The sequence below is a fragment of the Chitinophaga sp. 10T418 genome (assembly GCF_056394125.1).
In genome coordinates, this window is the sequence record NZ_JBFTHG010000015.1 from 186091 (window position 1) to 208856 (window position 22766).

General features: G+C 43.9%; 24 protein-coding genes. 12 read left to right on the forward strand and 12 right to left on the reverse strand.

Features of this window, described 5'->3' with window-relative positions:
• Window positions 1–69: 69 nt before the first annotated feature.
• A complete protein-coding gene (locus AC1DCV_RS31430; protein WP_477026888.1) occupies window positions 70–1008 on the forward strand; it encodes a terpene synthase family protein in 939 nt (312 codons plus the stop codon).
• Here AC1DCV_RS31430 and AC1DCV_RS31435 read toward each other — a convergent pair.
• Window positions 993–2747: a hybrid sensor histidine kinase/response regulator gene (locus tag AC1DCV_RS31435; protein WP_477026889.1), complete on the reverse strand. Its 1755-nt coding sequence runs from the start codon at window positions 2745–2747 to the stop codon at window positions 993–995. The genes AC1DCV_RS31430 and AC1DCV_RS31435 overlap by 16 nt on opposite strands.
• Window positions 2748–3020: 273 nt before the next feature.
• Between AC1DCV_RS31435 and AC1DCV_RS31440 the strand changes: the two genes are divergently transcribed.
• Together AC1DCV_RS31440 and AC1DCV_RS31445 are read left to right on the forward strand one after the other, a co-directional pair.
• Window positions 3021–3743, forward strand: coding sequence for a hypothetical protein (locus AC1DCV_RS31440; protein WP_477026890.1), 723 nt, complete (start codon window positions 3021–3023; stop codon window positions 3741–3743).
• 342 nt (window positions 3744–4085) lie between these two features.
• Window positions 4086–4622 carry a hypothetical protein gene (locus tag AC1DCV_RS31445; RefSeq protein ID WP_477026891.1) on the forward strand — a complete coding sequence of 179 codons (537 nt, stop codon included), beginning with the start codon at window positions 4086–4088 and terminating at the stop codon, window positions 4620–4622.
• A 7-nt stretch (window positions 4623–4629) separates the two neighbouring features.
• Here the strand turns inward: AC1DCV_RS31445 and AC1DCV_RS31450 are convergent, their stop codons facing one another.
• Window positions 4630–5307 (reverse strand): TIGR02117 family protein, encoded by a 678-nt coding sequence (locus tag AC1DCV_RS31450; RefSeq protein ID WP_477026892.1) that lies wholly within the window; start codon window positions 5305–5307, stop codon window positions 4630–4632.
• Between the two features lie 48 nt (window positions 5308–5355).
• On the opposite strand from AC1DCV_RS31450, the gene AC1DCV_RS31455 reads away from it, so the two are divergent.
• Window positions 5356–6141 (forward strand): tetratricopeptide repeat protein, encoded by a 786-nt coding sequence (locus AC1DCV_RS31455; RefSeq protein ID WP_477026893.1) that lies wholly within the window; start codon window positions 5356–5358, stop codon window positions 6139–6141.
• An 86-nt stretch (window positions 6142–6227) separates the two neighbouring features.
• Here the strand turns inward: AC1DCV_RS31455 and AC1DCV_RS31460 are convergent, their stop codons facing one another.
• The 5 genes from AC1DCV_RS31460 to AC1DCV_RS31480 all read right to left on the reverse strand — a co-directional run bounded on the left by AC1DCV_RS31460 (window position 6228) and on the right by AC1DCV_RS31480 (window position 10495).
• Window positions 6228–7142: a bestrophin family protein gene (locus AC1DCV_RS31460; RefSeq protein WP_477026894.1), complete on the reverse strand. Its 915-nt coding sequence runs from the start codon at window positions 7140–7142 to the stop codon at window positions 6228–6230.
• Between the two features lie 10 nt (window positions 7143–7152).
• Entirely contained in the window at window positions 7153–7638 is a 486-nt protein-coding gene (locus AC1DCV_RS31465) for a hypothetical protein (RefSeq protein WP_477026895.1), read from the reverse strand.
• A gap of 110 nt (window positions 7639–7748) precedes the next feature.
• Complete coding sequence (locus AC1DCV_RS31470) at window positions 7749–9107, reverse strand: HAMP domain-containing sensor histidine kinase (RefSeq protein WP_477026896.1); 1359 nt, start codon at window positions 9105–9107, stop codon at window positions 7749–7751.
• Window positions 9091–9807: a response regulator transcription factor gene (locus AC1DCV_RS31475; protein WP_477026897.1), complete on the reverse strand. Its 717-nt coding sequence runs from the start codon at window positions 9805–9807 to the stop codon at window positions 9091–9093. Before AC1DCV_RS31475 ends, AC1DCV_RS31470 begins: the two co-directional genes overlap by 17 nt.
• A gap of 112 nt (window positions 9808–9919) precedes the next feature.
• On the reverse strand, window positions 9920–10495 hold the full coding sequence (locus AC1DCV_RS31480) for a histidine phosphatase family protein (RefSeq protein ID WP_477026898.1): 576 nt from the start codon (window positions 10493–10495) through the stop codon (window positions 9920–9922).
• Window positions 10496–10682: 187 nt separating this feature from the next.
• Between AC1DCV_RS31480 and AC1DCV_RS31485 the strand changes: the two genes are divergently transcribed.
• Window positions 10683–11645 (forward strand): terpene synthase family protein, encoded by a 963-nt coding sequence (locus AC1DCV_RS31485; RefSeq protein ID WP_477026899.1) that lies wholly within the window; start codon window positions 10683–10685, stop codon window positions 11643–11645.
• Here AC1DCV_RS31485 and AC1DCV_RS31490 read toward each other — a convergent pair.
• Window positions 11642–13363 (reverse strand): ATP-binding response regulator, encoded by a 1722-nt coding sequence (locus AC1DCV_RS31490; RefSeq protein ID WP_477026900.1) that lies wholly within the window; start codon window positions 13361–13363, stop codon window positions 11642–11644. The two genes, AC1DCV_RS31485 and AC1DCV_RS31490, sit on opposite strands and share 4 nt — an antisense overlap.
• Window positions 13364–13664: 301 nt before the next feature.
• Here AC1DCV_RS31490 and AC1DCV_RS31495 point away from each other — a divergent pair, with 301 nt between their 5' ends.
• Both AC1DCV_RS31495 and AC1DCV_RS31500 read left to right on the forward strand, forming a co-directional pair.
• Window positions 13665–13832, forward strand: coding sequence for a hypothetical protein (locus AC1DCV_RS31495; protein ID WP_441575411.1), 168 nt, complete (start codon window positions 13665–13667; stop codon window positions 13830–13832).
• Window positions 13833–13905: 73 nt separating this feature from the next.
• Window positions 13906–14979 carry a class I fructose-bisphosphate aldolase gene (locus tag AC1DCV_RS31500; RefSeq protein WP_477026901.1) on the forward strand — a complete coding sequence of 358 codons (1074 nt, stop codon included), beginning with the start codon at window positions 13906–13908 and terminating at the stop codon, window positions 14977–14979.
• A gap of 104 nt (window positions 14980–15083) precedes the next feature.
• On the opposite strand, the gene AC1DCV_RS31505 is transcribed toward AC1DCV_RS31500, so the two are convergent.
• On the reverse strand, window positions 15084–16331 hold the full coding sequence (locus AC1DCV_RS31505) for a glutamate-5-semialdehyde dehydrogenase (RefSeq protein ID WP_477026902.1): 1248 nt from the start codon (window positions 16329–16331) through the stop codon (window positions 15084–15086).
• A gap of 52 nt (window positions 16332–16383) precedes the next feature.
• A complete protein-coding gene (gene proB, locus AC1DCV_RS31510) occupies window positions 16384–17418 on the reverse strand; it encodes a glutamate 5-kinase (protein WP_477026903.1) in 1035 nt (344 codons plus the stop codon).
• A 117-nt stretch (window positions 17419–17535) separates the two neighbouring features.
• Between proB and bla the strand changes: the two genes are divergently transcribed.
• The 5 genes from bla (at window position 17536) to AC1DCV_RS31535 (ending at window position 20924) form a co-directional block, all read left to right on the forward strand.
• Window positions 17536–18438: a class A beta-lactamase gene (gene bla / locus AC1DCV_RS31515; protein WP_477026904.1), complete on the forward strand. Its 903-nt coding sequence runs from the start codon at window positions 17536–17538 to the stop codon at window positions 18436–18438.
• Window positions 18439–18588: 150 nt separating this feature from the next.
• Window positions 18589–19326 carry a hypothetical protein gene (locus AC1DCV_RS31520; protein WP_477026905.1) on the forward strand — a complete coding sequence of 246 codons (738 nt, stop codon included), beginning with the start codon at window positions 18589–18591 and terminating at the stop codon, window positions 19324–19326.
• A 9-nt stretch (window positions 19327–19335) separates the two neighbouring features.
• Window positions 19336–19665, forward strand: a complete 330-nt coding sequence (locus AC1DCV_RS31525; protein ID WP_477026906.1) for a hypothetical protein — start codon at window positions 19336–19338, stop codon at window positions 19663–19665.
• 1 nt (window position 19666) lies between these two features.
• Window positions 19667–20239 carry a hypothetical protein gene (locus AC1DCV_RS31530; protein WP_477026907.1) on the forward strand — a complete coding sequence of 191 codons (573 nt, stop codon included), beginning with the start codon at window positions 19667–19669 and terminating at the stop codon, window positions 20237–20239.
• Window positions 20226–20924: a hypothetical protein gene (locus AC1DCV_RS31535; RefSeq protein ID WP_477026908.1), complete on the forward strand. Its 699-nt coding sequence runs from the start codon at window positions 20226–20228 to the stop codon at window positions 20922–20924. The genes AC1DCV_RS31530 and AC1DCV_RS31535 overlap by 14 nt, the downstream gene beginning before the upstream one ends.
• 94 nt (window positions 20925–21018) lie before the next feature.
• Here the strand turns inward: AC1DCV_RS31535 and AC1DCV_RS31540 are convergent, their stop codons facing one another.
• Both AC1DCV_RS31540 and AC1DCV_RS31545 read right to left on the reverse strand, forming a co-directional pair.
• Entirely contained in the window at window positions 21019–21492 is a 474-nt protein-coding gene (locus tag AC1DCV_RS31540; RefSeq protein ID WP_477026909.1) for a hypothetical protein, read from the reverse strand.
• A 93-nt stretch (window positions 21493–21585) separates the two neighbouring features.
• Window positions 21586–22665 (reverse strand): alkene reductase, encoded by a 1080-nt coding sequence (locus tag AC1DCV_RS31545; RefSeq protein WP_477026910.1) that lies wholly within the window; start codon window positions 22663–22665, stop codon window positions 21586–21588.
• Between the last annotated feature and the right edge of the window lie 101 nt (window positions 22666–22766).

Genomic DNA, 22766 nt, shown 5'->3' on the forward strand with positions numbered 1-22766 from the left:
ACATTCCTATTCCGAAATATTACTTATCAGTCCCTTTTTTTCTAACAACTAAAAACTACAGTTATGTCAATGAATGCGTATGCCTGTACATTACCAGGTCAACCTGCAATTAATGCATTTTTCGAGGAAGTACAATTGAACACATTGAAGTGGGTACAGCGTTATGATCTGGCCCCACAGTTTAAGCCAATGGGTTGGTACACCAAAGCCCAGTTTGGTTTGCAAGCCGCGAGGGAGTATCCCAATGCGACATTTGATCAGCTTTGTCTTGCAGGTGATTTGCTCACCTGGTTATTCACGGTGGATGATACCTGTGACAGAGGTTCAGCTGGAGCGGAGGCCGCTATGGAAATGAAATCTATGTTACATGAGTTCATCAACATTTTAGAGGACAAGCGGGAGCCATCAGATAACAGTCTGAGTTTAGGACTGGTGAATGTTATGGAGCGATTCCGCGCTATCAGTACCCCCTATCTTTATCGTCAGCTTTGCCGGCATATGATTGATTATTTAAACGAGTGTTTCTTTGAAATCGACATGCAGTTGAATAATTATGTTCCATCAATAGCAAAGTATTTTGAAATACGACCTTTTGGTGGCTTTTACATCATGTTTCCTTTAGTGGCTATTTTTGAAAGATTAAAATTGCCAGCTGAAGTTTATGAGCATGAAGTAGTGAAAGAAGTGGAGCTTATCCTGAATTTATTGGGCTGTTTTTCGAATGATTTACATTCCGCTGAACGTGAGAAAAACCTTGATACCATTGGGTTTAATCTGATTTTTATTGCGCAAAGAGAATTGAACCTGACTTATGAGGCAGCGGTTCAATACGTGGAAGATTATCATACCGCGTATCTGCAAAAGCTTGACCAGTGCCTTAGCAGGATTCCATTTTGGAGCAAAGGGATTAATACCCGTTTGGACCTGTATCTGGATGGTTTGTACAGAATGGTCAGAGGATACGATGATTGGGCGGTAATAGATACCGGTCGTTATAAAAGTGCATGATGTTGAGGCAGGTGTTTCGATAATTCTACATACAATTCTTTGAAATGAACAGGTTTTGAGATGAAGGCATCTGCACCTGCTGTCAGCATTTCTTCTTTTACTGAACTAAAGGCATCTCCTGATACAATTAAAACAGGAATGCCTTTTAGTTCAGGACTGTTACGCAGCTGTTGCAGCAATTCCTTGCCACACATGCCAGGTAAATTTAAGTCTGAAATAATAGCATCCGGTTTCTCAAGTTTAATGGCATCGGCAGCACTTTCCCAATCAGCACACAGCGTGAAGCTGGCCCCCATTTCTGTCAGTATTTTAGTCAATAGTGTAGCACTTAAAAGCTCATCTTCAATAATCAATACAGAAGAGCCGGAGAAGCAGTTTTTTCTGAACTGAATGGGTTCCTGAAGCGCGATTTTTTCGGTGCTTACTTCTAAAGGTATTTCAATTATGATGGTGGTAAACTGGTTGGGTTCGTCTGTTTCTAACCGGATAGCTCCGGCAAAAAGTTCTACCAGGTGCTTTGTAATGCCCAACCCAAGTCCTGTTCCTTCAACGAACTGATTTCTTCCGGAAACAAAAGGATCGAAAATTTTGCTGCTGATTTTACTGTCAATGACTCCCTTGTTTTGAATGCTGAATATAATCCGTTGGTCCTTTTTCTGCGCGCTGAATACTACATTGCTATAGCCAGGAGCAAATTTTACTGCATTGGATAAAACATTATTAATAATCTTCGTCAGAATTAGTTGATCACTATTAATAACTGCAGGCAATTGATCATCAAATGAGTTTTTAATGACGATTCCTCTCGAGCCTGCAATGTAACTGTTCATCGTTACACAATGTGCAATGCATTCCTTTAAATTAACCGGCTCTTTGATGATACTATAGAATTTGCCGGAATCTATACGCGACATGTCAAGTACATTATTGATCAGGTTTCTGGCCAGGTAGCAGGATGCAAATAATTGCTCTATTTCCAGTTTTTCCGAATCACTGTATTTATCTTTTCTTCTGTGGAACAATTGAGCATTACCAAATATGGCGTTCAGCGGAGTTCTTAATTCATGGAAAGTTTCTCTCAGGAAAACGCTCTTTCTCTCAGAGATCTCTTTTAACTTTCTTTCCGATATCAGCAGGTATTTGATTTGTGATACATAAGTAGACATCACAAATACAATTAACAGGAATAACGCAACAGTAGTATAGCTTCTCATCGTAAGCGCTATACCGGGATTTAAATTAAGTGGTTTAATCAGGTGGTAGGAGGCATTTACCAATACACCAATCATTAATAGCCCTGATCCGGCCAGGCAAGCGTATATCAGTCCCCGCTCTTTATGTAAAAATAATGACCCACTCAGATGGAATATAATAAGTGAAATAAATATCATTAACATCTCTGTTGATATACCAGCTCCCAGTACAATACTCCAATAGGTGACAAAGATGACATTTATGACCAACATGAATAACGTTGCCTGAAAGTACTGCCTGCAATAATTTAATCTGATCACCGTAGAAAAACAGATAACTTCAAGCGGCACACCAATGAGAAAAAATATAGAATTCTTCAGCATATAAAAATAGGATCCAACGCCTATGACCAGGGAAATCATCAGGAGGGCAACTCCATTAGCAACAATGACGGGACGTTTTTCTTCTATTTTCAATAAGCCTTTTGTGCCCGCAAATACCGGTGTAAGCAATATTTCTTTCAGTGTATAGTTATCAGGTTTCATAAACGATTATTACGAGGGTTACATTTTGAATTACGGCTTCCTGGGAATATAAACAAACATGGAAAAAAGTATCCATTAAACAATCTAATATTTCAAAAAAACGCTTTGKATCTGTGCTTGGGTGTCATTTGTTCTATGCATATCGATATGCTTTGTTGCAGGATAAATCTAATCAAGTAAGCTAAGCTGGATGTTAATCGTATGTTAAGATAAGTAATGTTTATTTAACCATAAAATCAGAAAATGGATAATTATTATATTAATAAATGAGTAATGTGTAAGCGTTTAAAACAGTTGCTTTTTAATAAGTTGCCTTGGGAAAATATTACCGTACCGGAGAGGCAAAATAAAGACCTATTGTTGTCGACAGGAGGCACGAAGGAAGCGCATCAGGTAATGCTGGCCTGTGCATTCAGACATGATAAGTACTGGCATCTACATAGTCACGACAGGAGAGGGATTGAAGAGGAAACCCCATATGCAGAAAAAATAATTATTACTTTTATCGGCTATAGATATTTATTCATGCTGCATTCCAATAAATCCAAAAAGTTATCACTGTTTATCATTTTGCTCTCTTGCTTCCATATTTTAAATGCGCAAACTAAAGGTAAAGATTGCACGCAATTTATCATGATTGATGCCATTGGTAAAGGAATGCGTTTAGAGCTTAGCCCTGATACTGTTACCCTCAGCGAAGGCGAAGCGTACTACCTGAGGATTTTATTGAAAAGCTGCAAAGGAGCGATGTATATGGAACGTTACTCGAAATCCACTGGTAATATTGTTTTTAGCGGTAGCTATATGGATGCTGTTAAATTGGATACAGTAGATGCCTGGGCAGTAGATCCGGCGACAGGCATTCGTAGCGGGCCAAGGGCAGCCACCCATTATGAACCAATAAGGACGGGGTTATGGAGATATTATAATAGTAGAGGATTATTAAGGAAAGAAGAGGAGTATGTGAATGGTAAGATGATGGCTACCGGAAAGTAATGTAGAATAACGATCAGGAAAAGAGAGCTACAAGAAAAAATAAACTAACCCTATGCAAATAATACTGGAGATAATTGCAGAAATCATCCTCTCATATGTTTTGAATATCCCGGGTGCATTTATTCGCTGGCTCTTTACAGGCCGCAAAAGGTCATTCCCCGAAGTATTGGACGACGAAGGATATCAAAATAAATTAATTGGACTAATTATACTGTTACTTTGTATTGTTCTTACAATATGGATATTGGAAAAGTAAATATAATGATGAGATTTTTTTTAGCGGGGTTGTTACTATGTACAGCCTGTACGGAGTCCCACCAGCCACAAAAAGCCACGATTCCGATGCCAGATGTTGTCGCACCGTCAGCAGCTGCTCACTGCGATTTCGTCCGGTTAAAGGGTGATTCTGTAAGGCACTTACAGTTCCTGAACAGTGATGGCTCCATCTGGAAAACAGCAGTGTATGACGACTATTTTTCAGATAGTTCCATCGCCCCTTATGCCATGAAACCCGAGAATTGGCTGCTTGTATTCCGCTGCCTGGGAAAGGAAAATGGCTTATATAAGGTAGTTGTTCATGAAGAGAAAAATATCATCAAATATATCAGCTGCAAGGATAGCAACTTTTTCTCCCAATCCGTGCAGGAGAATATTGTAAATGCCTGTTGTGTTGACTTTGATGCTAAAAGTAACCCCATGCGGGAAAAGCCGTCTATTCATGCAAAGCTGGTACCTGTGGATACCGGCACGGATGCACTGAACGAAATCGTTAAAATAGAAGGGGATTGGCTCCTGATCCAAAAAGACACTACACAGGGATGGATTAAATGGCGGGATGAAAAAGGAACGCTGTTAATTGAGATATTTTACGATGCCTGAGTAACGATTACTTTTTGTACTGATAAAAAATACCGGTTTCAAAAATCGTCCACCTGCAAGCTTTTTGTCCGCAGCTTTTTAAACCACTGTTTGCCCAGGTATTGCAGGTATGGAAAAGGTTATAGCTGCCTTTGGCTTCATAGAAAGCATCGTTGTTATCATAATTTGCTTTTGTGATGATATTCACCGGCATTCCATCTGCTCCTGTCCGGAAGCTATTGTTGATATAAGTAATCAGGCGGGCATATTGGGATTTACTTATCATGATGGCGTGACAGCTTTCATTTTCACGCAAACCATGATAATAGGTAGCATGAATAGCAGAAGTACTCAGGTTAAAGGCCGCTTTAAATGCGGTACTGGCTTTCAGATCGTTCCAGGTGGGTGTTTCGAGATAGAAGCCTTTATCGCCCCAGCCAAAGGCCAGCAGGGTGGCGGTGGTATCGTTGGCGGTGGTATTCCGGAAAGGAATGCGCGTGCTCCAGTCCATTTGCGGGGTACGCACAGGTACTACAAGATCAGTATGTACCCCGTTAGTGAGAATATAAATGGTAATATCTGCATCATCAACAGCTTCCCGGCTGGTGCTCATACGGGAAAGGGTATACGCCGACAACAGATATACACCTATCAGCAGGAAAATGGTTAACAGGGAATATCCTGCGATTTTAAAAAATTTCTTCAAAGTGGCTACTTTTTTAATCAATCCCGCAAATTAGGATATTTTCTTATTTTGCGGCCAAATCAGTTTCTCTTAACCCTGATTACCGACAGCACTATGTTCCCTTTCTGGAGTAACTATTATTATCTTGTTATTATTTTGCAGATTGTATGTGTGATACATGCGTTAAAAGCTGGCAGAAGAGAATGGTTATATTTTATTGTGTTTATTCCACTGGTGGGGGTAGCAGTTTACCTGTTCAGGGAGATATTACCGGAGATCAGCAGTGGCGAATTCGGAGAGCGCCTGTTGCGGACTATCTGGCCGAATGGCCGTATTAAAGAATGGGAGCGAAAAGTACGTATATCCGATACAGTTACCAATAAATTACAACTGGCAGATGCTTATGCGCAGCAAAAGCAATACGATAAAGCCATTGCTCTGACCCAGGAATGTGCGAATGCTTTTACCAAAGACCCGGGCATTCTGCTGCAGCTGGCGCGGCTACATTTTCTGAATGGCAACTATGCAGCATGCATCAGTAATTTCGATAAAGTAAATGCCACAAAAGGCGTGAGAATGAGTAAAGCAGAAGATGAGCTGTTGTATGCACGCGCGCTGGAATCTACAGGACAACCTGCCAGGGCGGAAGAAGCTTATCAGAAAGTAATACAGGTACATCATTCGCTGGAAGCCATGTATTATTACGGGCTGCTGTTAAAAAAGCAGGGCAGAACCGCAGAAGCAAAAGCACAGTTTGAGCATACCCGCGAAGAAATAGATCTGCATCCAAGATACATCCGCCGTACTATCCGTAAATGGGTATGGCTTTCCCGGAAGGAGCTGGCTAATATGTAAAAAGCTCCGGTGGATACCGGAGCTGTTGTCTTACGCTATAAATTACGGCCCTTTTTGAAGGAAGTAGCCTTAAACACAAATCAACATTAAAGAACGTAGTAAGCTGGTGTTTTCACCGGCTCTTCCGGTAGGCTATATTGCTCATGCAACATTTGCCGGAGGTCTTTTTCAATATTCCTGGCAATAGTCGTCACCGGTGTATCTGTAGGTTTATTTTCAAATGGATCCTGCAAATTGATCGCCATTTTTTCAATGAGCAGGAATGATGAGGCGATGGCTACTACCAAAGGTATTTCCATGAAGCCCAGCACATCTATTAAGGCAAACGGCAATAACAGTATAAAGAATATGAGGGTGAAATGTGTATACAAACTGTAAGTAGCCGGGAACACGGTATTTTTAATGCGTTCGCATTTACCCATGGCATCACAGAGCCGGGATAGTGTCTGATCCAGCGCTACCTGCTGATATTGATTAATCCATCCCTGTTCCAATGCATACTTCAGGTCTTTTCCATGTAAGAGCAACAAGGCAGCCGGTACGTTATCATACTTCATCACATAACTAAGCTCCCGTCTTGATAATAATCTGTCTACACCTTTGAGCGGATCTGTCTTTCGTAACGATTGTCCCAAACTATGGCACCATGCTGCCTGTCGCTTTACAAAGCGTTCCTGGAAAATTGTCAGGTCTTCCGATTGATAAGCTGCATCCATCAAGCTTAAAACCTGTCGTGTTAGTGAACGCGAGTCGTTTACAATGGCGCCCCATATTGTTCTTGCTTCCCACCAGCGATCGTATGCCTGATTAGAGCGGAACGCAAGGAGTAGCGAGAGTACGGTACCCAATACCATGGGTACGGATATAGGAATCACCAGGTTGGTGAAATCATATTGGTAATAAAGAATGTTAATCGTTAGTGAATAAACAGTCACTAACAGGATTTCAAACCGGATCTTACCAAATACATATTTTAAGGGGATATTTTCTTTCAGTAGCATAAAATTGCTTTTATTCTGTGGCCAGCAAAAGTGCTGATATGGTGGATTTATCCGACACAAACTTCCGGCGTTGCAGCTGGATTTTCATCTTTGGATAATTACATTTACTGATCAGCTTTTCCGGATCATAACTTCTTTTAGAAGGTGCATTGTATTCATGATCTGCAGGCTGAATGATCAGGTCTATGTTTTGTGCCAGCAGGAAGTTGCGTAATGCTGCGCGGGTACTGCCATGGAAGAATTCAATCTTCAACTGGTTAATGGCAGAAGAATATTTATTACGGATAATTTCACAACCATCCTGGAAGTCGTTTGAAATCAGTTCCAGGTGCCGGCTGTTGCGGGTATACGTAATAAGGTCAAACAACGAGTCAGGCATCTGCAGCGCATGCATTAATATAATATTAACCTGCTCGTACGGATGTTGTGCTACAATGCTGTGCACATAACTGAGGGAGCGAAGAGAGAAGTCTGTTGGTATGAGTATATTTTTCATGTCTGGTATCTTTTATAACAACAAAATTATTGCTGCCAGATAAGTAACCAGTAAGAGCGGCGTTAAAAGGTGGTAAGAATGTGGTAAGAATTTGGTAAGAAAAGCAGGCGCTACAATGGCAACTCCACCCTGATCTCGGTTCCGTGGTTTACCTGGCTGTTTACAATGATATCTCCTTTATGCATACGGATAATATTCATGGCCAGCGGCAAACCAATACCATAGCCCTTAAAGCGGGAGGTATTGGAGGCACGGAAAAAGGGGGAGAAGATGTATGGCAGGTCTTCCGGCGGAATACCAATGCCCTGATCTTTGACGATAATGATATTTTTCTTTTCAGTGGCAGCCAGTGCAATAGATACCGGTTGATTGTTGGAATATTTTATGGCATTGATCACAATGTTACTGAGCGCAAGCTCCAGCAGTTGCTCATTTCCGGGTATCTGCAATTTGTCTTCTTCTTCCGGAAACAGGCTATAATCTATTTCTACCAGGTTGCCGGGATGTAGTTTGTCGATGGTATGTTTTACGGTGAACAATAATTCATCGCTGCGTATCAGGCTCCAGTCCTGCTTTTTGCCATCAAAGCCTGTTTGCGCCAGGTGAAGGAGACTTTTAGTGATATGTTCCAGTCTGCCTGCTTCATGGAGAATGTTTCCCAGGGAATAGATATATTTTTCCGGTGTCCGTTCTTTATTGAGTGCCAGTTCGGCTTCACCAATAATGGCGGTGAGCGGGGTGCTCAGCTCATGCGAAGCGTTGCTGACGAAATTGTTTTGTGTTTCGAAGGCTGTTTCCAGTCGGTCCAGCATATTATTAAAAGTGCCGGCGAGGTCATTGATTTCATCGCCACTGTCATCTACGCTTAGCCGCAGGTGTAGGTTGCGGGAACTGATACTTTTTACTTGTATCATCATATGCCGTATCGGCTTCAGAATATATTTGGAGAAGAAAATACCGGCTGCCACCAGTATTACGCTGGAGGCAACGGAGCAGATGATTAATATTTTGCGCAGCCAGCCCAGGTATTCCACACTGTATTTATTAATGGCTGATACAATAACAATATACAGCCCCTGTTTGCTTTTGTATAGCACCCCTTCATAGAAGCGGTCGCCTTCCCGGTAGGTGGCCTTGTTTTCAAGGCGTACCTGCTCATAGAAGCTGTTAGGGAGGGAAAGGTGTTCATCTTTATGTACCGTACCATCGGTACCTACCTGGAGGAAATATTCTTTTTCCGAAGGTAGTTTTTCCAGGTGTTCTTCCCGTATTTCATTGTAGATAACGGAGTCAGATTCGTAATAGGGGAGTGTAGCTTTGGCAGTAAGATAGGCACGTATTTCCAGGCGTTTGTAGAAATCCTCGAAGGAGTGCTGGTTGGCAAAATAGTATACCAGTATACTCATAATGAGGATAGTGGAGATGGTTAAACCTGCAAATACCATTAATATCTTAGTGCGTATCTTCATCGGTCTTATTTTCCCGGATCATGTAGCCCAGTCCCACTACGGTATGTATCAGTTCTGTGGCGTTATGTTTATTAATTTTTTTCCGGAGATAGTTAATATATACATCCACTACTTTGGTGTTCATATTAAATTCGATGCCCCATACCTGCTCCAGTATTTCCAGTCTGGATAGTACTTTCCTCGGATTCCTCAGCAGGAACTCCAGTAGCCGGTATTCTGTGGCGGTGAGAGAAATGTTTCTTCCCTGTCTGCTGGCGGATTTGGTGTCCATGTCCAGTTCCAGATCTGCCAGGGTGAGCACGGCTGCTGATGTAACGGTAACGGGTATATCGATATTTGTTTTTCTCCGTAGCAGGCTGCGGATGCGGGCTTCCAGCTCCTGTAGTTTAAATGGCTTTACCAGGTAGTCATCTGCGCCGCTGTCGAGTCCCATCACAATATTTTCTGTGGTGCCCAGTGCGGTGAGCATGAGTATGGGCACTTCCTGTTTTGCCTGACGCAGGGAGCGGCACACTTCTATACCGTTCATGCCCGGGAGCATTACGTCCAGTATAATCAATCTGAATGATGGGTTGTTGAGTGCCATTTGCAGGCCGCTGCTGCCATCCGGCGCCACGCTCACTTCGTAGCCCGCTTCGGAAAGACCGCGCGTAATCACAGATACTACAGCTGGTTCATCTTCTATAAGTAATAGCTTCATGAACGGCAAAGGTAATTACGAATTACGAATTACAAATTACGAATTGCGGATTTGTGGGTAGATATCCACGTTTACAATTTTCTTTCCAATCCGTAATTTTTAAGTCGTAGTGTTATTCGAGGTGGCGCACGCAGTTAAACAGTTCGCAATGCCAGTTTTCGTCGGAGAATTGAAGTCTTGTGATAGAGGTGTTTTTCATGGCGGGTGTAGGATGCATAGCAGGTAACAAGGCATCCAGTAACTGGCGGATAAAGCTGCCGTGACTGATCAGCAGTATTTTTTTACCGGAATTTTCTATCAGCAGATCCTGCATAAAGGAACGACCACGTGCTACTACTGATGCATTGTTTTCCATGCCCAGGTCCAGGAGTTTCCAGGAGGTCCCCCATTTACTGACGCGTTCTTCTTCGGTGGTGCCTTCGATGAGACCGCCACCTGCTTCGCCCAGTCGTTTGTCTTCTGTTACCGTTTCTATTCCTAATTCCTGCGCAATGATCGCAGCTGTTTGCCGGGCACGGATCAGGTGACTGGAGTAAACAAGGTCCCAGGTTTCGCCGGTGAGCCGCTGTCCCAGTTTTATGGCCTGCTGCACGCCTTCTTCATCCAGCGGGATGTCTGAATGGCCTTGCAGTTTGCCTGCTTTATTCCAGGAAGTGGTGCCGTGACGGATAATAGCGATCTGGGTCATATTGAATCTTTTAGTCATTCCGGGGGACAAATATATACAAATCACTGTTGGGTTAATAGTGAGTTATTCACATCCGTTAGCTAAAATTGACAAAAATATGAGCCATTCGAGACGCTTTAGATGTAATTTATATATTAGATAACACGCACTTATTCATTTATTTATTCACTTTTAAAAACAAATTGTTATGTCGACAATCATTTCGTCTATTCCGAGATTAAAGTATCCCTTCCCCGACCTCAAAAATGAGCACGCCGACCGTATAGAGGTGGCGACTAAAGAATGGCTCACCAATGAGTATGGTAGTTTGCCCTACGACTTCCAAACCAAGCAAAAGAAGTACAAGTATTGGGAAACCAATGTAGGACATATGGGTGCACGCATGTACCCGGTGGCAGATTTTCAGCAACTCACCCCCATCTGCCGTTTTCTGTTATGGGGATTGTCAAACGATGATTATTATGAAGATTGCAGTATGAGCCAGCTGCAGGCGCTGAGAGAGCGTGCTGCGGCTATTTTGAAGGGGTATCCGCTGGAAGCATCGGACAATGAACTGTTTAACCAGTTAAGACTGCAACGGAACGAAATGCTGGTATTAATGCCTGATTACTGGATGAATCGTTATACGGAGAGCATTGACCGCGGATTCGAAGGAATGCAGTTAGAGGCACCTTATAAAGCAACCATGCAATATCCGTCGGTGGCGGATTACATGGCCATAAGAGAAAAAGCCGTACTGGTGTATCCGTTAATCGACCTGGTGGAACTGCAGATAGGCGATGCATTGCCGGATGATATTTTTTATCATCCGCATATTCAACGTATTTCCGCATTGGTTTGCCGCATCCTTGCCTGGTGCAATGATTATTTCAGTGTAAAAAAAGAGCGTGGTAAAGATGTGATGAACCTGATACTTGTTATCGAAGCAGAGGAAAAGATAACACTGGAGCAGGCTTATATGAAAGCCATTGCTATTCATGATCAGGATGTAGCGGAGTTTATCCGGCTGAGAGATAACCTCCCCGCCCATTTCGGCGATTTTAAGCCGATGGTGGAGAATTTTATCTATCATCTTGGAATGCTGATAGCAGGACATAAGTCCTGGTATGAGAAAGACACGCTACGTTATAAAGTAAAAGATAACGATTAATGTTCTATTACCGGGTAGGAGGCTAAATGCTTATGCAGCAAAGCCCTTACTTCCGCAAAAGCAATAGGTTTTGGGATAAGCTCATTAGCACCTGCCCGGATCATTGTTTGTCCGTCCTCGCTAAACCCATCAGCCGTTACCGCAATAATCAACGTCTTCAAAAAACGTGGATCTTTACGCAAACCTACAATTGTTTCATCTCCATTCATTACCGGCATATTGGCATCTACAAAAATAATATCCGGCAGAAAATCCTTTGCTATTGCTAATCCTTTTTGTCCGTCGGGTGCCGCTGCGGTGTTGGCCCCCATGCCCTCCAATAACTTCACCAGTATCTTTTGTGACATCAGGTTATCTTCTATCACCAGCGCTTTCAGTCCATGCAGGTCAACATTGGCTACCGGTGGCTTTTCTTTTACCAGTGTACCCGTCTGTAACGGAAGGGACAAGATAAACTCCGTACCGTTTTTACGGCTGCTTTTTACGGAAATACTGCCTTTCAACAGTTCGGCCAGTTGATGGGTAATGTACAATCCCAGCCCTGTACTTTCAATTTCCCTGTCCTCCGTTTTGACGAAAGGCTCAAAGATTTTTTCCAGCTTTTCTTCGCTGATACCTTTTCCGTTATCCAGCACTGATAGCAACCACTTGTTCTGTTGCTTTGCCGCTTTTACCTGGATAGTGGTTTTTCTTTCTGTAAATTTAATGGCATTGGAAAGCAGGTTATTCAGTATCTGCTTGATCTTCACTTCGTCACCCACAATTACACCCGGCAACTCCGGATCAATATCCAGTGTAATGGTCACCTCCCTGGAGGCCGCTACATACTTGTGTACGTTGATGATTTTGTTTAGCAACGCTTCCAACTCAAATGAAGTTGCATGCAGGTTGTGCATTTTTCCTCTTTCTATTTCTGCCAGATCAAGTACATTATTTACAATTAACCGGGCATCATAACAGGCTTCTATCAGATCATTGACATAGGTGCTAAGCCGCTCATCTTCCGGATGTTGGGCAATATCTTCTTTTAATAACTGTACAATACCAAATATACCGTTAAGGGGCGTACGAATTTCATGACTGATCTGTTTTACAAATATGGATTTGGACTGATCAGATTTTTCCAGTTGCTGTTGATACGATTTGTTCTTCAGGTCATAAAAATTGATCACCTGCAGAATTAACGTCAGGATACCTGTCATTGCCAGCCAGCGGAAAAGGAAGCTTACATTGGTAGACAGGTGGATATATGGAATGATGCTATAGTAGAAGTTGATTTCGGTTAACGCCAGCATGGCAATGGATACGCCCAGGTAGATCCGCCGCATACGAGTACTGTCTGTGATCAGGTAAGAAGCCATGATCAGGAAAACAATCAGTAATTGTATTTCGATAACGGGTCCAAGGATCATACCGAAGTAAGTAGCACAGATACACTGTAAAACGTATATGGCTACACGTACCTGTTTTATTTTGCCGATATGGTTGAAATAAATAAGACTGGAAAAGGCCAGGAATTCCAGTATTACAGGAATGAGGATGAGGTTTGATTTGAGCAGGTAAACAAACGTGAGTCCGATAGACAACACCAGTGCAGCCGTGCTTAAGCTAAGGCAGTTGACTATGACAACGCCTTTTCGTTCTTCATTGTTTTCTGCATAAGAAGTACCTGCATTAATTAATCGTGAAATACCAGGAATCTTTTTCAATAAATCCATTTTCCGTAACAGTGTTTTAGTAGCGATAAGGTCAGGCCGGTCTTTAAACGTGAATGAAAGATGCTTATTGTTGTAGGTTTACGCTATAGCTTTAAATGTCTGATCCTTTTAACACTAATGATCTTCTGAGGTTATCTTGCCGGGTGCCTGTCTGTTTTCTTGGGTGTTCGTAGTTTAGTGACATAGTATTGTATAGTCACTGCTTTCAAAGTTATAGTATTTATTGTGAAAGTCAAATTCTGATTATTTTTTCGTCCGGTCATCAATTACTGTTTTGTAAGTTATCATTACATTTGTTATTATGGAAAAGAGTATTAAACCCAACGAAGAAAAGCCGGTCACAAAAGAAGAAGTGATAAAAGAAGAGCCCATTATCCATGATGGTTCCGGTGGTGCATTTGAAGGCACAGAAATGGTAACGGAAGAGCGGGAAGACAAACCGCGCCCTAAGGGACCAACACCTTATTAAGATATTAACTTTTCATGTTCCGGTCAGTGCGGTATTAAATCCTTAAATTAGTTGTACCAAAAAAGTMATGCTTATGTTATCCTTGGAAAAAATCAGCGAATTATTAGGAAAAGAAAGTGATACGCTGCTGCAACATCAAAGTAAAACTATCAGCAAAGACCTGTTGCATCTGCCAGGGCCTGATACGGTGAATAAAATTTACCAGCCCTCCAGTCGTAACCCGCAGGTATTGCGTAGTTTGGGACAGTTGTTTAACCATGGGCGGCTGGCAGGTACTGGCTACATGTCTATACTACCGGTAGATCAGGGTGTAGAACACAGTGCCGGCGCATCTTTCGCGAAATACCCCGCGTATTTCGATCCGGAAAATATTGTCAAGCTGGCGGTAGAAGGCGGTTGTAATGCCGTGGCTTCCACTTTTGGCGTGTTATCTTCTGTATCGCGCAACTATGCGCATCGTATTCCCTTTATTGTAAAACTCAATCATAATGAATTGCTCACCTATCCCAACCGGGCCGACCAGGTGATGTATGGTACAGTAGAAGAAGCCTGGAACATAGGCGCTGTGGCAGTAGGAGCTACCATTTATTTCGGTTCTGAGCAGTCGGACCGGCAGATCGTAGAAGTATCCCAGGCATTTGAAAGAGCGCATGAACTGGGCATGGCAACCATTCTCTGGTGCTACCTTCGGAATGATGCGTTTAAGAAAGATGTGGATTATCATTTGTCTGCTGATCTTACAGGGCAGGCCAACCACCTCGGCGTTACCATTCAGGCAGATATTATCAAACAGAAACTGCCGGTAGTCAATGGTGGCTATAAAGCCCTGAATACAGGTACCTCTTCCTATGGTAAACTGGATGAACGCATTTACACCGAGCTGACTTCCGACAATCCTATTGACCTTTGCCGCTACCAGGTAGCCAATTGTTATATGGGACGTATGGGATTGATTAATTCCGGTGGCGCTTCTGAAGGGGATGCTGATCTGGCAGAAGCTGTACGCACTGCTGTTATTAATAAGAGGGCAGGTGGCATGGGGCTGATTTCCGGCCGTAAAGCCTTCCAGCGCCCTATGGCAGAAGGAGCGGCTTTGCTGAATGCTATTCAGGATGTGTATTTGAATGAGCAGATTACTATTGCGTAAGCATAAAGCAAAAAGCGATTGTAGCGGATATATAGGCGGATAGTTAATTACAAATGCCTGCTTATATATCCGCTACAATCGCTTTCTGCTTTCTGCTTTCAGCTTCATCGTGTCTGTCCATCGCCATGCACAAACCACTTTTCCGTTACCAGTTTCTCGAGTGCAAAAGGGCCACGGGCATGCAGTTTCTGGGTGGAAATACCTATTTCTGCGCCCAGGCCAAATACACCTCCATCAGTGAATCGCGTAGAGGCGTTCACGTATACCGCCGCCGCATCTACTTCGTTGAGGAAACGTTCACTCACCGCCGTATCGCGGGAAATGATCGCCTCTGAGTGACGGGAAGAATAGGTTTGTATATGTGACAGTGCTTCCGATGTACCGGACACTATTTTTACCGAACATTTAAGGGATAAAAACTCGCGACCGAAATCTTCAGGTTGCGCAACAAAAAGATGCGGATAATTATTTTGTTGCAGCAGTTTAAAGGCTAACGGGTCCGCATATACGTCTACCGCGTAGGGCAGCAGCTGTGGCGCCAGCAATGCGAGGAAATCCGCTGCCACGGCTTCATCTACCAGTACCGTGTCCAGCGCATTACATACAGAAGGGCGGGATACTTTGGCATTGGTAACAATGTTGGCTGCCTTGGAGAGGTCAGCTGTTTTTTCCACGTAGGTATGACATACTCCTGCACCGGTTTCAATCACCGGTACCCTGGAATTGGCCCGTACAAATTCTATCAGTTGTTCAGAGCCACGGGGAATAATGATGTCGATATATTTTACGGCTGTCAGCATTTCCGTCACCAGGTTACGGTCTGTAGGCAGCAGTTGCACCACATGTTCATCTACCTTAAACTCCTTTAATACCTCCTGTATCAGTTGTACCAGGATGGTGTTGGTATGAAAGGCATCGGTGCCACCGCGCAGCACACAAACGTTGCCGGAGCGGATACAAAGCGCCGCCACATCTACGGTTACATTTGGTCTCGATTCATAAATCACCCCTACTACGCCGAGTGGAACGGTTTTCTTTTGTACCAGTAAACCATTGTCCAGCTTCCTTTCCAGGACCAGTACATTGGCGGGATCCGGCAGGCTTGCAATATCTTCCAGGCTGGAGGCCAGATCACGGATACGTGCGGCGGTGAGCAGGAGCCTGTCTTTTTTCGGATCTTCATCCGGCATACGGTCCAGGTCTTTTTTGTTTTCGGCGGTAATGTTTTCTGACTGTATCAGGATCACTGCCGCCAGTCGGCGCAGCAGGGCCTCTTTTTGTGCATCAGGCAAGGTACGTATAGATACGCCTGCCTGTTGCGCCTTTTCCAGTAAGGGTTGTATAGTCTCCATGATATTATTTACTTTTTAAAGCCGGGGAAAAATTCCCGGGGAGCATGATACACTACAGCAGCACAATATCATCGGCGTGGGCCACTTCGGTGTTCTGTGCTTTGTGTTTGGTATCGAGTACATCAGAAGATATTTTCGCTCTGCCTACGGCGATGGCGATATTATCTTCATTCACGATTTCTATGACTTCCCCGCATTCAAATTTTTCGAGTACGGATTGCACGCCTACAGCCAGCAGGCTATGTCGCTTTTCCAGGGCTTGCTGTGCACCGGCATCTATTTGTATTCTGCCGGTTACGAGGCTGCCACTGGCCAGCCATTTCTTGCGGGCAGGCATGCTGCAGGGCTGCGGGAGGCATAAGGTACCTGTTTTGCCTGCAATGGCATTGAGTATACCATCTTCCGTACGGATACCAAATATCACTACCCTGATACCCATCCTGGTGGCCAGGCGGGCAAAGGTGAGCTTGGAGACCATGCCACCCAGGCCAAGACTGGATTTTTCTTTATCGGCCAAGCCCAGGGCTGCTTTGTCAATCACATCTATCTGTGGTACTACCTGGCCGGATCTGTCCAATACACCCGCTACGGAGGTGCTGAACAACAACAGGGAGGCGCCAAAGCCTACTGCAATGAGGGTGGCCAGTTCATCGTTGTCGGAGAACTTGAGCTCCAGGCTGCTCACCACATCGTTTTCGTTGGCAATAGGAATGATATTGCTGGCCCACAACTCTTCATAGGTGCGCTTTAGCTGGAGGAACTGGTCCCGGTCGGAAAAGTGCTGTCGTTCGCACAGACTCTGTGCCACGGCAATATTATAGGGTGCAAAGTAACGGCTGTATTTATTCAGTAGCAGCGGATTACCCACAGCTGCAGCGGCTTTACGCTCGCTGATGGTGCCATTGTAATGGCGCAAAAACTGTTTCCCGGCAGCTACTGCTCCGGATGATACCAACACAATATGATGATCTGCATGTAAAGCTGCCACCTGCCGTGCAATGCCGGCAATCACCGTTTCATCCAGGTCACCGTTCTGATGGGTGATGGATGCCGTCCCAAATTTTATAACAAGTATCGGTTTGCTCAATTTCGTCTGTATTTGGAGCCTAAAATAATATTAAGAAGATGAAATTCTAAATGTAAAATTGAAGTCGACTGCTGAATTATGCTTTATATTAGGGAGTATATATTTATTAATGACCATATGATGAAAAGGAATTCAATATTTACATGGGCCATGGTGGCTTGTTTTGGTGGTTTTCTTCCTGCGGCTTCCGCACAGCAATCCCTCCGGCAACAAATTGCCACTATTGCCGGAAATATATCAGGAAAGGTTGGGGTATACGCCCGGGTACTGGGAACAAAAGATACGATATCGTTTAACCGCGATGAACGGTTTCCGATGCAGAGTGTGTACAAGTTCCCGGTAGCCATTGCTATTTTGCAGCAGGTAGATGCGCACAAAATGCGCCTCGATCAACCCGTGAAAATCCTCAAATCAGACCTGACTACTTCCGGGCATAGTCCCATCCGGGAAAAATATCCGGAAGGTAACGTCACATTAACCATCAAAGAGCTGTTGGAATATAACATCTGTGAAAGCGATGGCAGTGCCTGTGATATCTTTTTTAAGTTACTGGGAGGTCCGGCAAAGGTCAACGGATATATTCACGGATTGGGTGTAAAACAGATCAATATCGCTACTACAGAAGAAGCGCAGGTACAAAAGGAGCTGCCGATGGTACAGTATAAAAACTGGTGCACACCAATGGCCATGACGCAGCTATTAGAGAAGTTTTACAGCACACCGGTATTGTCAGACAGCAGCAGGAACTATTTACTGCACCTGATGACGACTTCCGGCCCCGGCGCTAAAAGACTGAAAGGATTATTACCCGCCGGTACCGTGGTGGCACATAAAACCGGTACAGCCTGGACAATCAATGGGCAGACAGCCGCACACAATGATGTGGGCATTATTACCCTGCCGAATGGAAATCATATAGCCATTACCGTATTTGTGTCAGACGCCGAAGCTACTGAGCAGGAACGGGATGCTACCATTGCAAAAGTAGCTAAGGCAGTATGGGATGCATATGCCTATTAAAAAAATGATGGGGGAATAGTTGCTGGTTCGTTAACAATTCCTGAATATTGCAATTGATTGGTAGTACCCTTTAAGCCCGGCCTTGAATGTAATGTAGCCTTACCGGGTGGAACTATATAGAAAAACCGTAACAAACAAACCCGCACACTTATGTTTATTGTTTACCAGATCAGATCCGTAGAACATACCCGAAAACATTATCCGGGATTAGCATGCCCTTTACCCAATAGTGGCGGCGATGGTGTTACCATCGCTGTATTGCAGCGATACGTATGGTTTGTAGGACCTATGATGCCTTCTCTGAAATATGGTGTAGCATTTTGTGATAACGGAGAAAGAATCCCGGCAGCCAAGTGGACGCCCGAAATTACAGCGAAATATAAAGAGTTGAAGGCAACGACCAAAACACCCCTTCGCATGTGGAGAGGTATGATCGTGATTCCAGCTTTCATTCTTGTGCTGGCGGTGGTTGCCCAGTTCGCCAAACATAGAAAGTCGACCAGCGACAAAGAGTTGGCAACTTACGTAGCCGACCCGCACCCCGGTGATATTTTTTACGCCAGCACGGGTGGTACCCTGGTACGCAATGAAAACAGCGCCACTACTACCAATAATGTGTATGCACTGTTTAAAGTCATTAAAATAGATGGCGATAACATCGTTCTCGTGCAGGGCAATGCCAGCAGGGTGAGTACCCCCGACCACTTTATCAACGAATTTGAATCCGGCTTCTGGAATGATCTGAAAAAAGAAACGACTTCGTTCAGTGAAACACCTGTCACCATTTCTCTTCAAAGCCTGAAGCAGTATAATTTCTTTTCCATAGTACCGCATAAGGAAGATGATTCACCCGGCAGGATCTCCAAAATTGTTCGACCTGATAAATAAACATACCTGATGGAACAAGAACAACAACCCCGGAAAAAAGTAACGCATCATGACAGCGATTATGAATACGTTAACAGCATGTCTAAAAGCCCCTGGCCCACGCTGATATGGACGATCATTATCAGTGGCGCACTTTTTACCTTTGCGATTATGCGCTACCGGGAAATGGTAGCCTGGGAGGCGAGTGGTGGCAGTATGCGAATGACCAGTATTGAAAAACTTTGCTACGATATGGCTGGTACCTGGCTGTTTCCGGCTGTGATAGCAGTGATAGGTGCAGTTGCACTCATTGCCGGCATCAAGCAGTTTCTTCGCAAGCTGCGGTTAAAACAAGAATAGCATGAAGCATAAATACAGAAAGATAGCCCTCCTGGCTATTTTGCTAGCAGCATCCTTATGTGCCTGTGATGTATTTGATACCGGGAAAAAATATTACATCGACAATCCCACTAATGAGCCACTGAAAGTTGTATTAGATGGGAATATTAAGCTGGAGCTTGCGCCGCATGAATACCGGAGAGTAAAGATTAAACCCGGCAATCACGAGGTGGCGGTTGGTAACGGTATGCCCATGCCGTTTACGATTAAAGACAATCAACCTGGAAAAGGAGGACTGATCAATCCACTGGGCGCAAAATATGTGTTGTGGACCCAGTCTTATGCGGCAGACAAGGGGCCGGATAATATTCCTAAGCGTGTTATCATCTGGAATGGGAATGAAATTAAAGGTCCTTTCCAGGTTGATAGTTCCACATATATCATCAATAGCTGGTGGTATGATGTAGTAACGCCATTCCCGAAATCAGTATCGGTGTCTGATAATGTGTCGCAGGCATGGGTATCCAAGCTTTTCCGTGCAGATGATTTTACACGGGAGTATAGTAAATCGCAACTGCAAAATGATGCGCGGTAAAACATACATGGCATATGGCAACCTGTTGCTGCTGGCATTGCTGCTATTACCGGCAGTGCGGATCTTTGCACAAAATGTTGATATGAGTAAAAGCAATACCTTAACCATCGGCTGCTATAGTGCCAACCAGATGGAAGTAGCAGAAGAGTTTTGTTTGTTTGAGAATCACCGCTTTATTTATTCTATCAGCTATGGCGCGGTGGACCAGTTTACAAAAGGTACCTGGCAACAGGAGCACGATACGCTTTATCTGACTTCAGATAAACCGGCGCCGAAATATATTATTCAGGCATCGCAGGATACCAAGGTGGCGTCCGGGAAAATATTGCTGGTGTTTGCATTTAACTATCAGCATGTACCTTATCTTGTTTTTGATTTTTCTGCGCATCCCGCTATGGACGCGATGCCAGCAGTGAAAGAAACCAAGGATGGATTTGAGGTGTTGCTGGATCAACCTTCTTACCGGCATTTGAATATATTGCACAGTATGTATGATACGGCATTTTTTGATTATCCATTGCCGCCGGATGTGAACAAGCTGCACATTGCACCGGGAGAAGGATTAGGCAGGTTACAATTTAACCGCGAAGCATTTTTGATATCAAAGGAGAAGCTGGTAAGTGTTACCAATAAAGATCACCGATTTATATTTTCAGGCAAACCGCCGGAGGCGGTAAGCTTTTAGCCATTAGCTGTTAGCTGTTAGTAAATGCAGCAAAGATCAACAAATGATAATCTCCGCTGCATTTACTAACAGCTAACAGCTAATGGCTAAAAGCTTACCTCATATATTTTTTATACTCATTTTCGATATCCGTCAAATCTATTTTACTGAGTTTGTTACCATCATATATCCATGCTTCCCAGTTATATTTAGGATCGCTTAAGTCAATGGTGGTAGCATTGCCGGTTTTAGACAGAAAGTGCATTTTGCCGCCGGTAGGTTCCATTATTTTTACACCTTTCCCTTCCAGGAAAATACGTGCATCGGCCATGTAGTTGGAGTTGTCATCGGCGATGGTAAAAAAAGCTTCTTCCCCGTTTTCTTTTTTTAGTTTTGCCAGTTGGGCACTATCAGGTGAATAAAGAATAGCGCAAGGATGCGAAATTTTTTCAGCGCCTGCCGCGGATACGGTTGGTTGTGGTGGCGCAGCGGCAGTCTCCATTTTTTCTTCCGGTATTTTACTTTCATGGCAGGCCGCGAAAGTAAAAAGCGCGATAGGTAATAAAAGTTGATTTTTCATGGCTTTCATAGCAATAGTTTGTTTGGCATATTTGATTATACGGCTGTTGGCTGTCCAACACATGTAAGCTATAAAGATAATATAAAAATATGCGGAGTACAACTATTGTAAAGTCGTCATGAAGGGATAGTCAATGAGTCCGGAGGGGCCACCTTCATAGAAAGTACTTTTGTCTGCCGCGGCTAATGGATATTGATCTCTGAAACGCTCCACCAGATCAGGATTGGAGATAAATGGCCTTCCGAATGCAATAAGATCTGCTTCGTTGCGTTGCAGTGTTTTTTCTGCGCGGTCGGCGGTGAAACCACCACCTAAAATTAACCAATTATTAAACTGTTGTCGTACCAAACTGATGTAATTTCCGGGGATAGGTACACTGCCATTTGTTGACTGATCAGAGAGATGAATATATCGTATATCCATGCTGTTTAGTTTTGAGGTCAGGTACAGATGTGTGGCAATTTCTTCTTTATATAATGTCAGGCCATTCAATGCCGCAAAAGGAGAAAAACGGATGCCTACCCGGTCGGGGCCAGCGACTTCTATGCAGCCTTTTACGATGTCTAATACAAAGCGGCTACGCTTTTCTATACTGCCGCCATATTTATCAAAACGTTGGTTGGTAAGTGGATGCATAAACTGTTCAATAAGATAACCATGCGCGGCGTGTATTTCAACACCATCGAAGCCTGCTGTCAACGCATTTTTTGTGGCCTGTACATGTAATGCAATCATTTCTTCCACAGCAGCAGTGCTCATCGCTTCCGGCGTTGGCATGAGCTGCGGTCCCTGCGCGGTGTCTACACTGCCTGTTGCTGTTACTGCGGAGGGAGCCACCAATGGGCCACCACCAGGGAGATTGAGCGGGTGACCCAATCTACCGCAATGTACCAGCTGCAGAAATATTTTTCCGTTTTTTGCATGTACTGCATCCGTTACTTTTTTCCATCCGGCTATTTGTGCATCATTGTAGATGGCTGGCAGATCGGCGTATCCCATACCATTGGCACTGATCACGGTGCTTTCTGCAATCACCAGTCCTGCACTGGCACGTTGACTGTAATAAGTTGCTACAATATCATGTGGCACACCGTTGGTAGCTCTTCTTCTGCTCATAGGCGCCATCACTACTCTGTTGGCAAGAGGTAGTGATGCTGCGCTAATTGATTCCAGTAATTTCATCTGTATATTTTTTATGGTACAAAGTTATTGGTGGTGAATGGGACGCAACAGGTATAATCCGGGGGGATTACTGTAATTTTGCAGGTTATGGAAGCCCGGAA

Excerpts from the sequence above, each read along its gene's own strand:
- AC1DCV_RS31430 (WP_477026888.1), top strand. The coding sequence starts at position 70 with ATGAATGCGTATGCCTGTACATTACCAGGTCAACCTGCAATTAATGCA.
- AC1DCV_RS31435 (WP_477026889.1), bottom strand. The coding sequence starts at position 2,747 with ATGAAACCTGATAACTATACACTGAAAGAAATATTGCTTACACCGGTA.
- AC1DCV_RS31440 (WP_477026890.1), top strand. The coding sequence starts at position 3,021 with ATGTGTAAGCGTTTAAAACAGTTGCTTTTTAATAAGTTGCCTTGGGAA.
- AC1DCV_RS31445 (WP_477026891.1), top strand. The coding sequence starts at position 4,086 with ATGCCAGATGTTGTCGCACCGTCAGCAGCTGCTCACTGCGATTTCGTC.
- AC1DCV_RS31460 (WP_477026894.1), bottom strand. The coding sequence starts at position 7,142 with ATGCTACTGAAAGAAAATATCCCCTTAAAATATGTATTTGGTAAGATC.
- AC1DCV_RS31465 (WP_477026895.1), bottom strand. The coding sequence starts at position 7,638 with ATGAAAAATATACTCATACCAACAGACTTCTCTCTTCGCTCCCTCAGT.
- AC1DCV_RS31470 (WP_477026896.1), bottom strand. The coding sequence starts at position 9,107 with ATGAAGATACGCACTAAGATATTAATGGTATTTGCAGGTTTAACCATC.
- AC1DCV_RS31475 (WP_477026897.1), bottom strand. The coding sequence starts at position 9,807 with ATGAAGCTATTACTTATAGAAGATGAACCAGCTGTAGTATCTGTGATT.
- AC1DCV_RS31480 (WP_477026898.1), bottom strand. The coding sequence starts at position 10,495 with ATGACCCAGATCGCTATTATCCGTCACGGCACCACTTCCTGGAATAAA.
- AC1DCV_RS31485 (WP_477026899.1), top strand. The coding sequence starts at position 10,683 with ATGTCGACAATCATTTCGTCTATTCCGAGATTAAAGTATCCCTTCCCC.
- AC1DCV_RS31490 (WP_477026900.1), bottom strand. The coding sequence starts at position 13,363 with ATGGATTTATTGAAAAAGATTCCTGGTATTTCACGATTAATTAATGCA.
- AC1DCV_RS31495 (WP_441575411.1), top strand. The coding sequence starts at position 13,665 with ATGGAAAAGAGTATTAAACCCAACGAAGAAAAGCCGGTCACAAAAGAA.
- AC1DCV_RS31500 (WP_477026901.1), top strand. The coding sequence starts at position 13,906 with ATGTTATCCTTGGAAAAAATCAGCGAATTATTAGGAAAAGAAAGTGAT.
- AC1DCV_RS31505 (WP_477026902.1), bottom strand. The coding sequence starts at position 16,331 with ATGGAGACTATACAACCCTTACTGGAAAAGGCGCAACAGGCAGGCGTA.
- bla (WP_477026904.1), top strand. The coding sequence starts at position 17,536 with ATGATGAAAAGGAATTCAATATTTACATGGGCCATGGTGGCTTGTTTT.
- AC1DCV_RS31520 (WP_477026905.1), top strand. The coding sequence starts at position 18,589 with ATGTTTATTGTTTACCAGATCAGATCCGTAGAACATACCCGAAAACAT.
- AC1DCV_RS31525 (WP_477026906.1), top strand. The coding sequence starts at position 19,336 with ATGGAACAAGAACAACAACCCCGGAAAAAAGTAACGCATCATGACAGC.
- AC1DCV_RS31530 (WP_477026907.1), top strand. The coding sequence starts at position 19,667 with ATGAAGCATAAATACAGAAAGATAGCCCTCCTGGCTATTTTGCTAGCA.
- AC1DCV_RS31535 (WP_477026908.1), top strand. The coding sequence starts at position 20,226 with ATGATGCGCGGTAAAACATACATGGCATATGGCAACCTGTTGCTGCTG.
- AC1DCV_RS31540 (WP_477026909.1), bottom strand. The coding sequence starts at position 21,492 with ATGAAAGCCATGAAAAATCAACTTTTATTACCTATCGCGCTTTTTACT.
- AC1DCV_RS31545 (WP_477026910.1), bottom strand. The coding sequence starts at position 22,665 with ATGAAATTACTGGAATCAATTAGCGCAGCATCACTACCTCTTGCCAAC.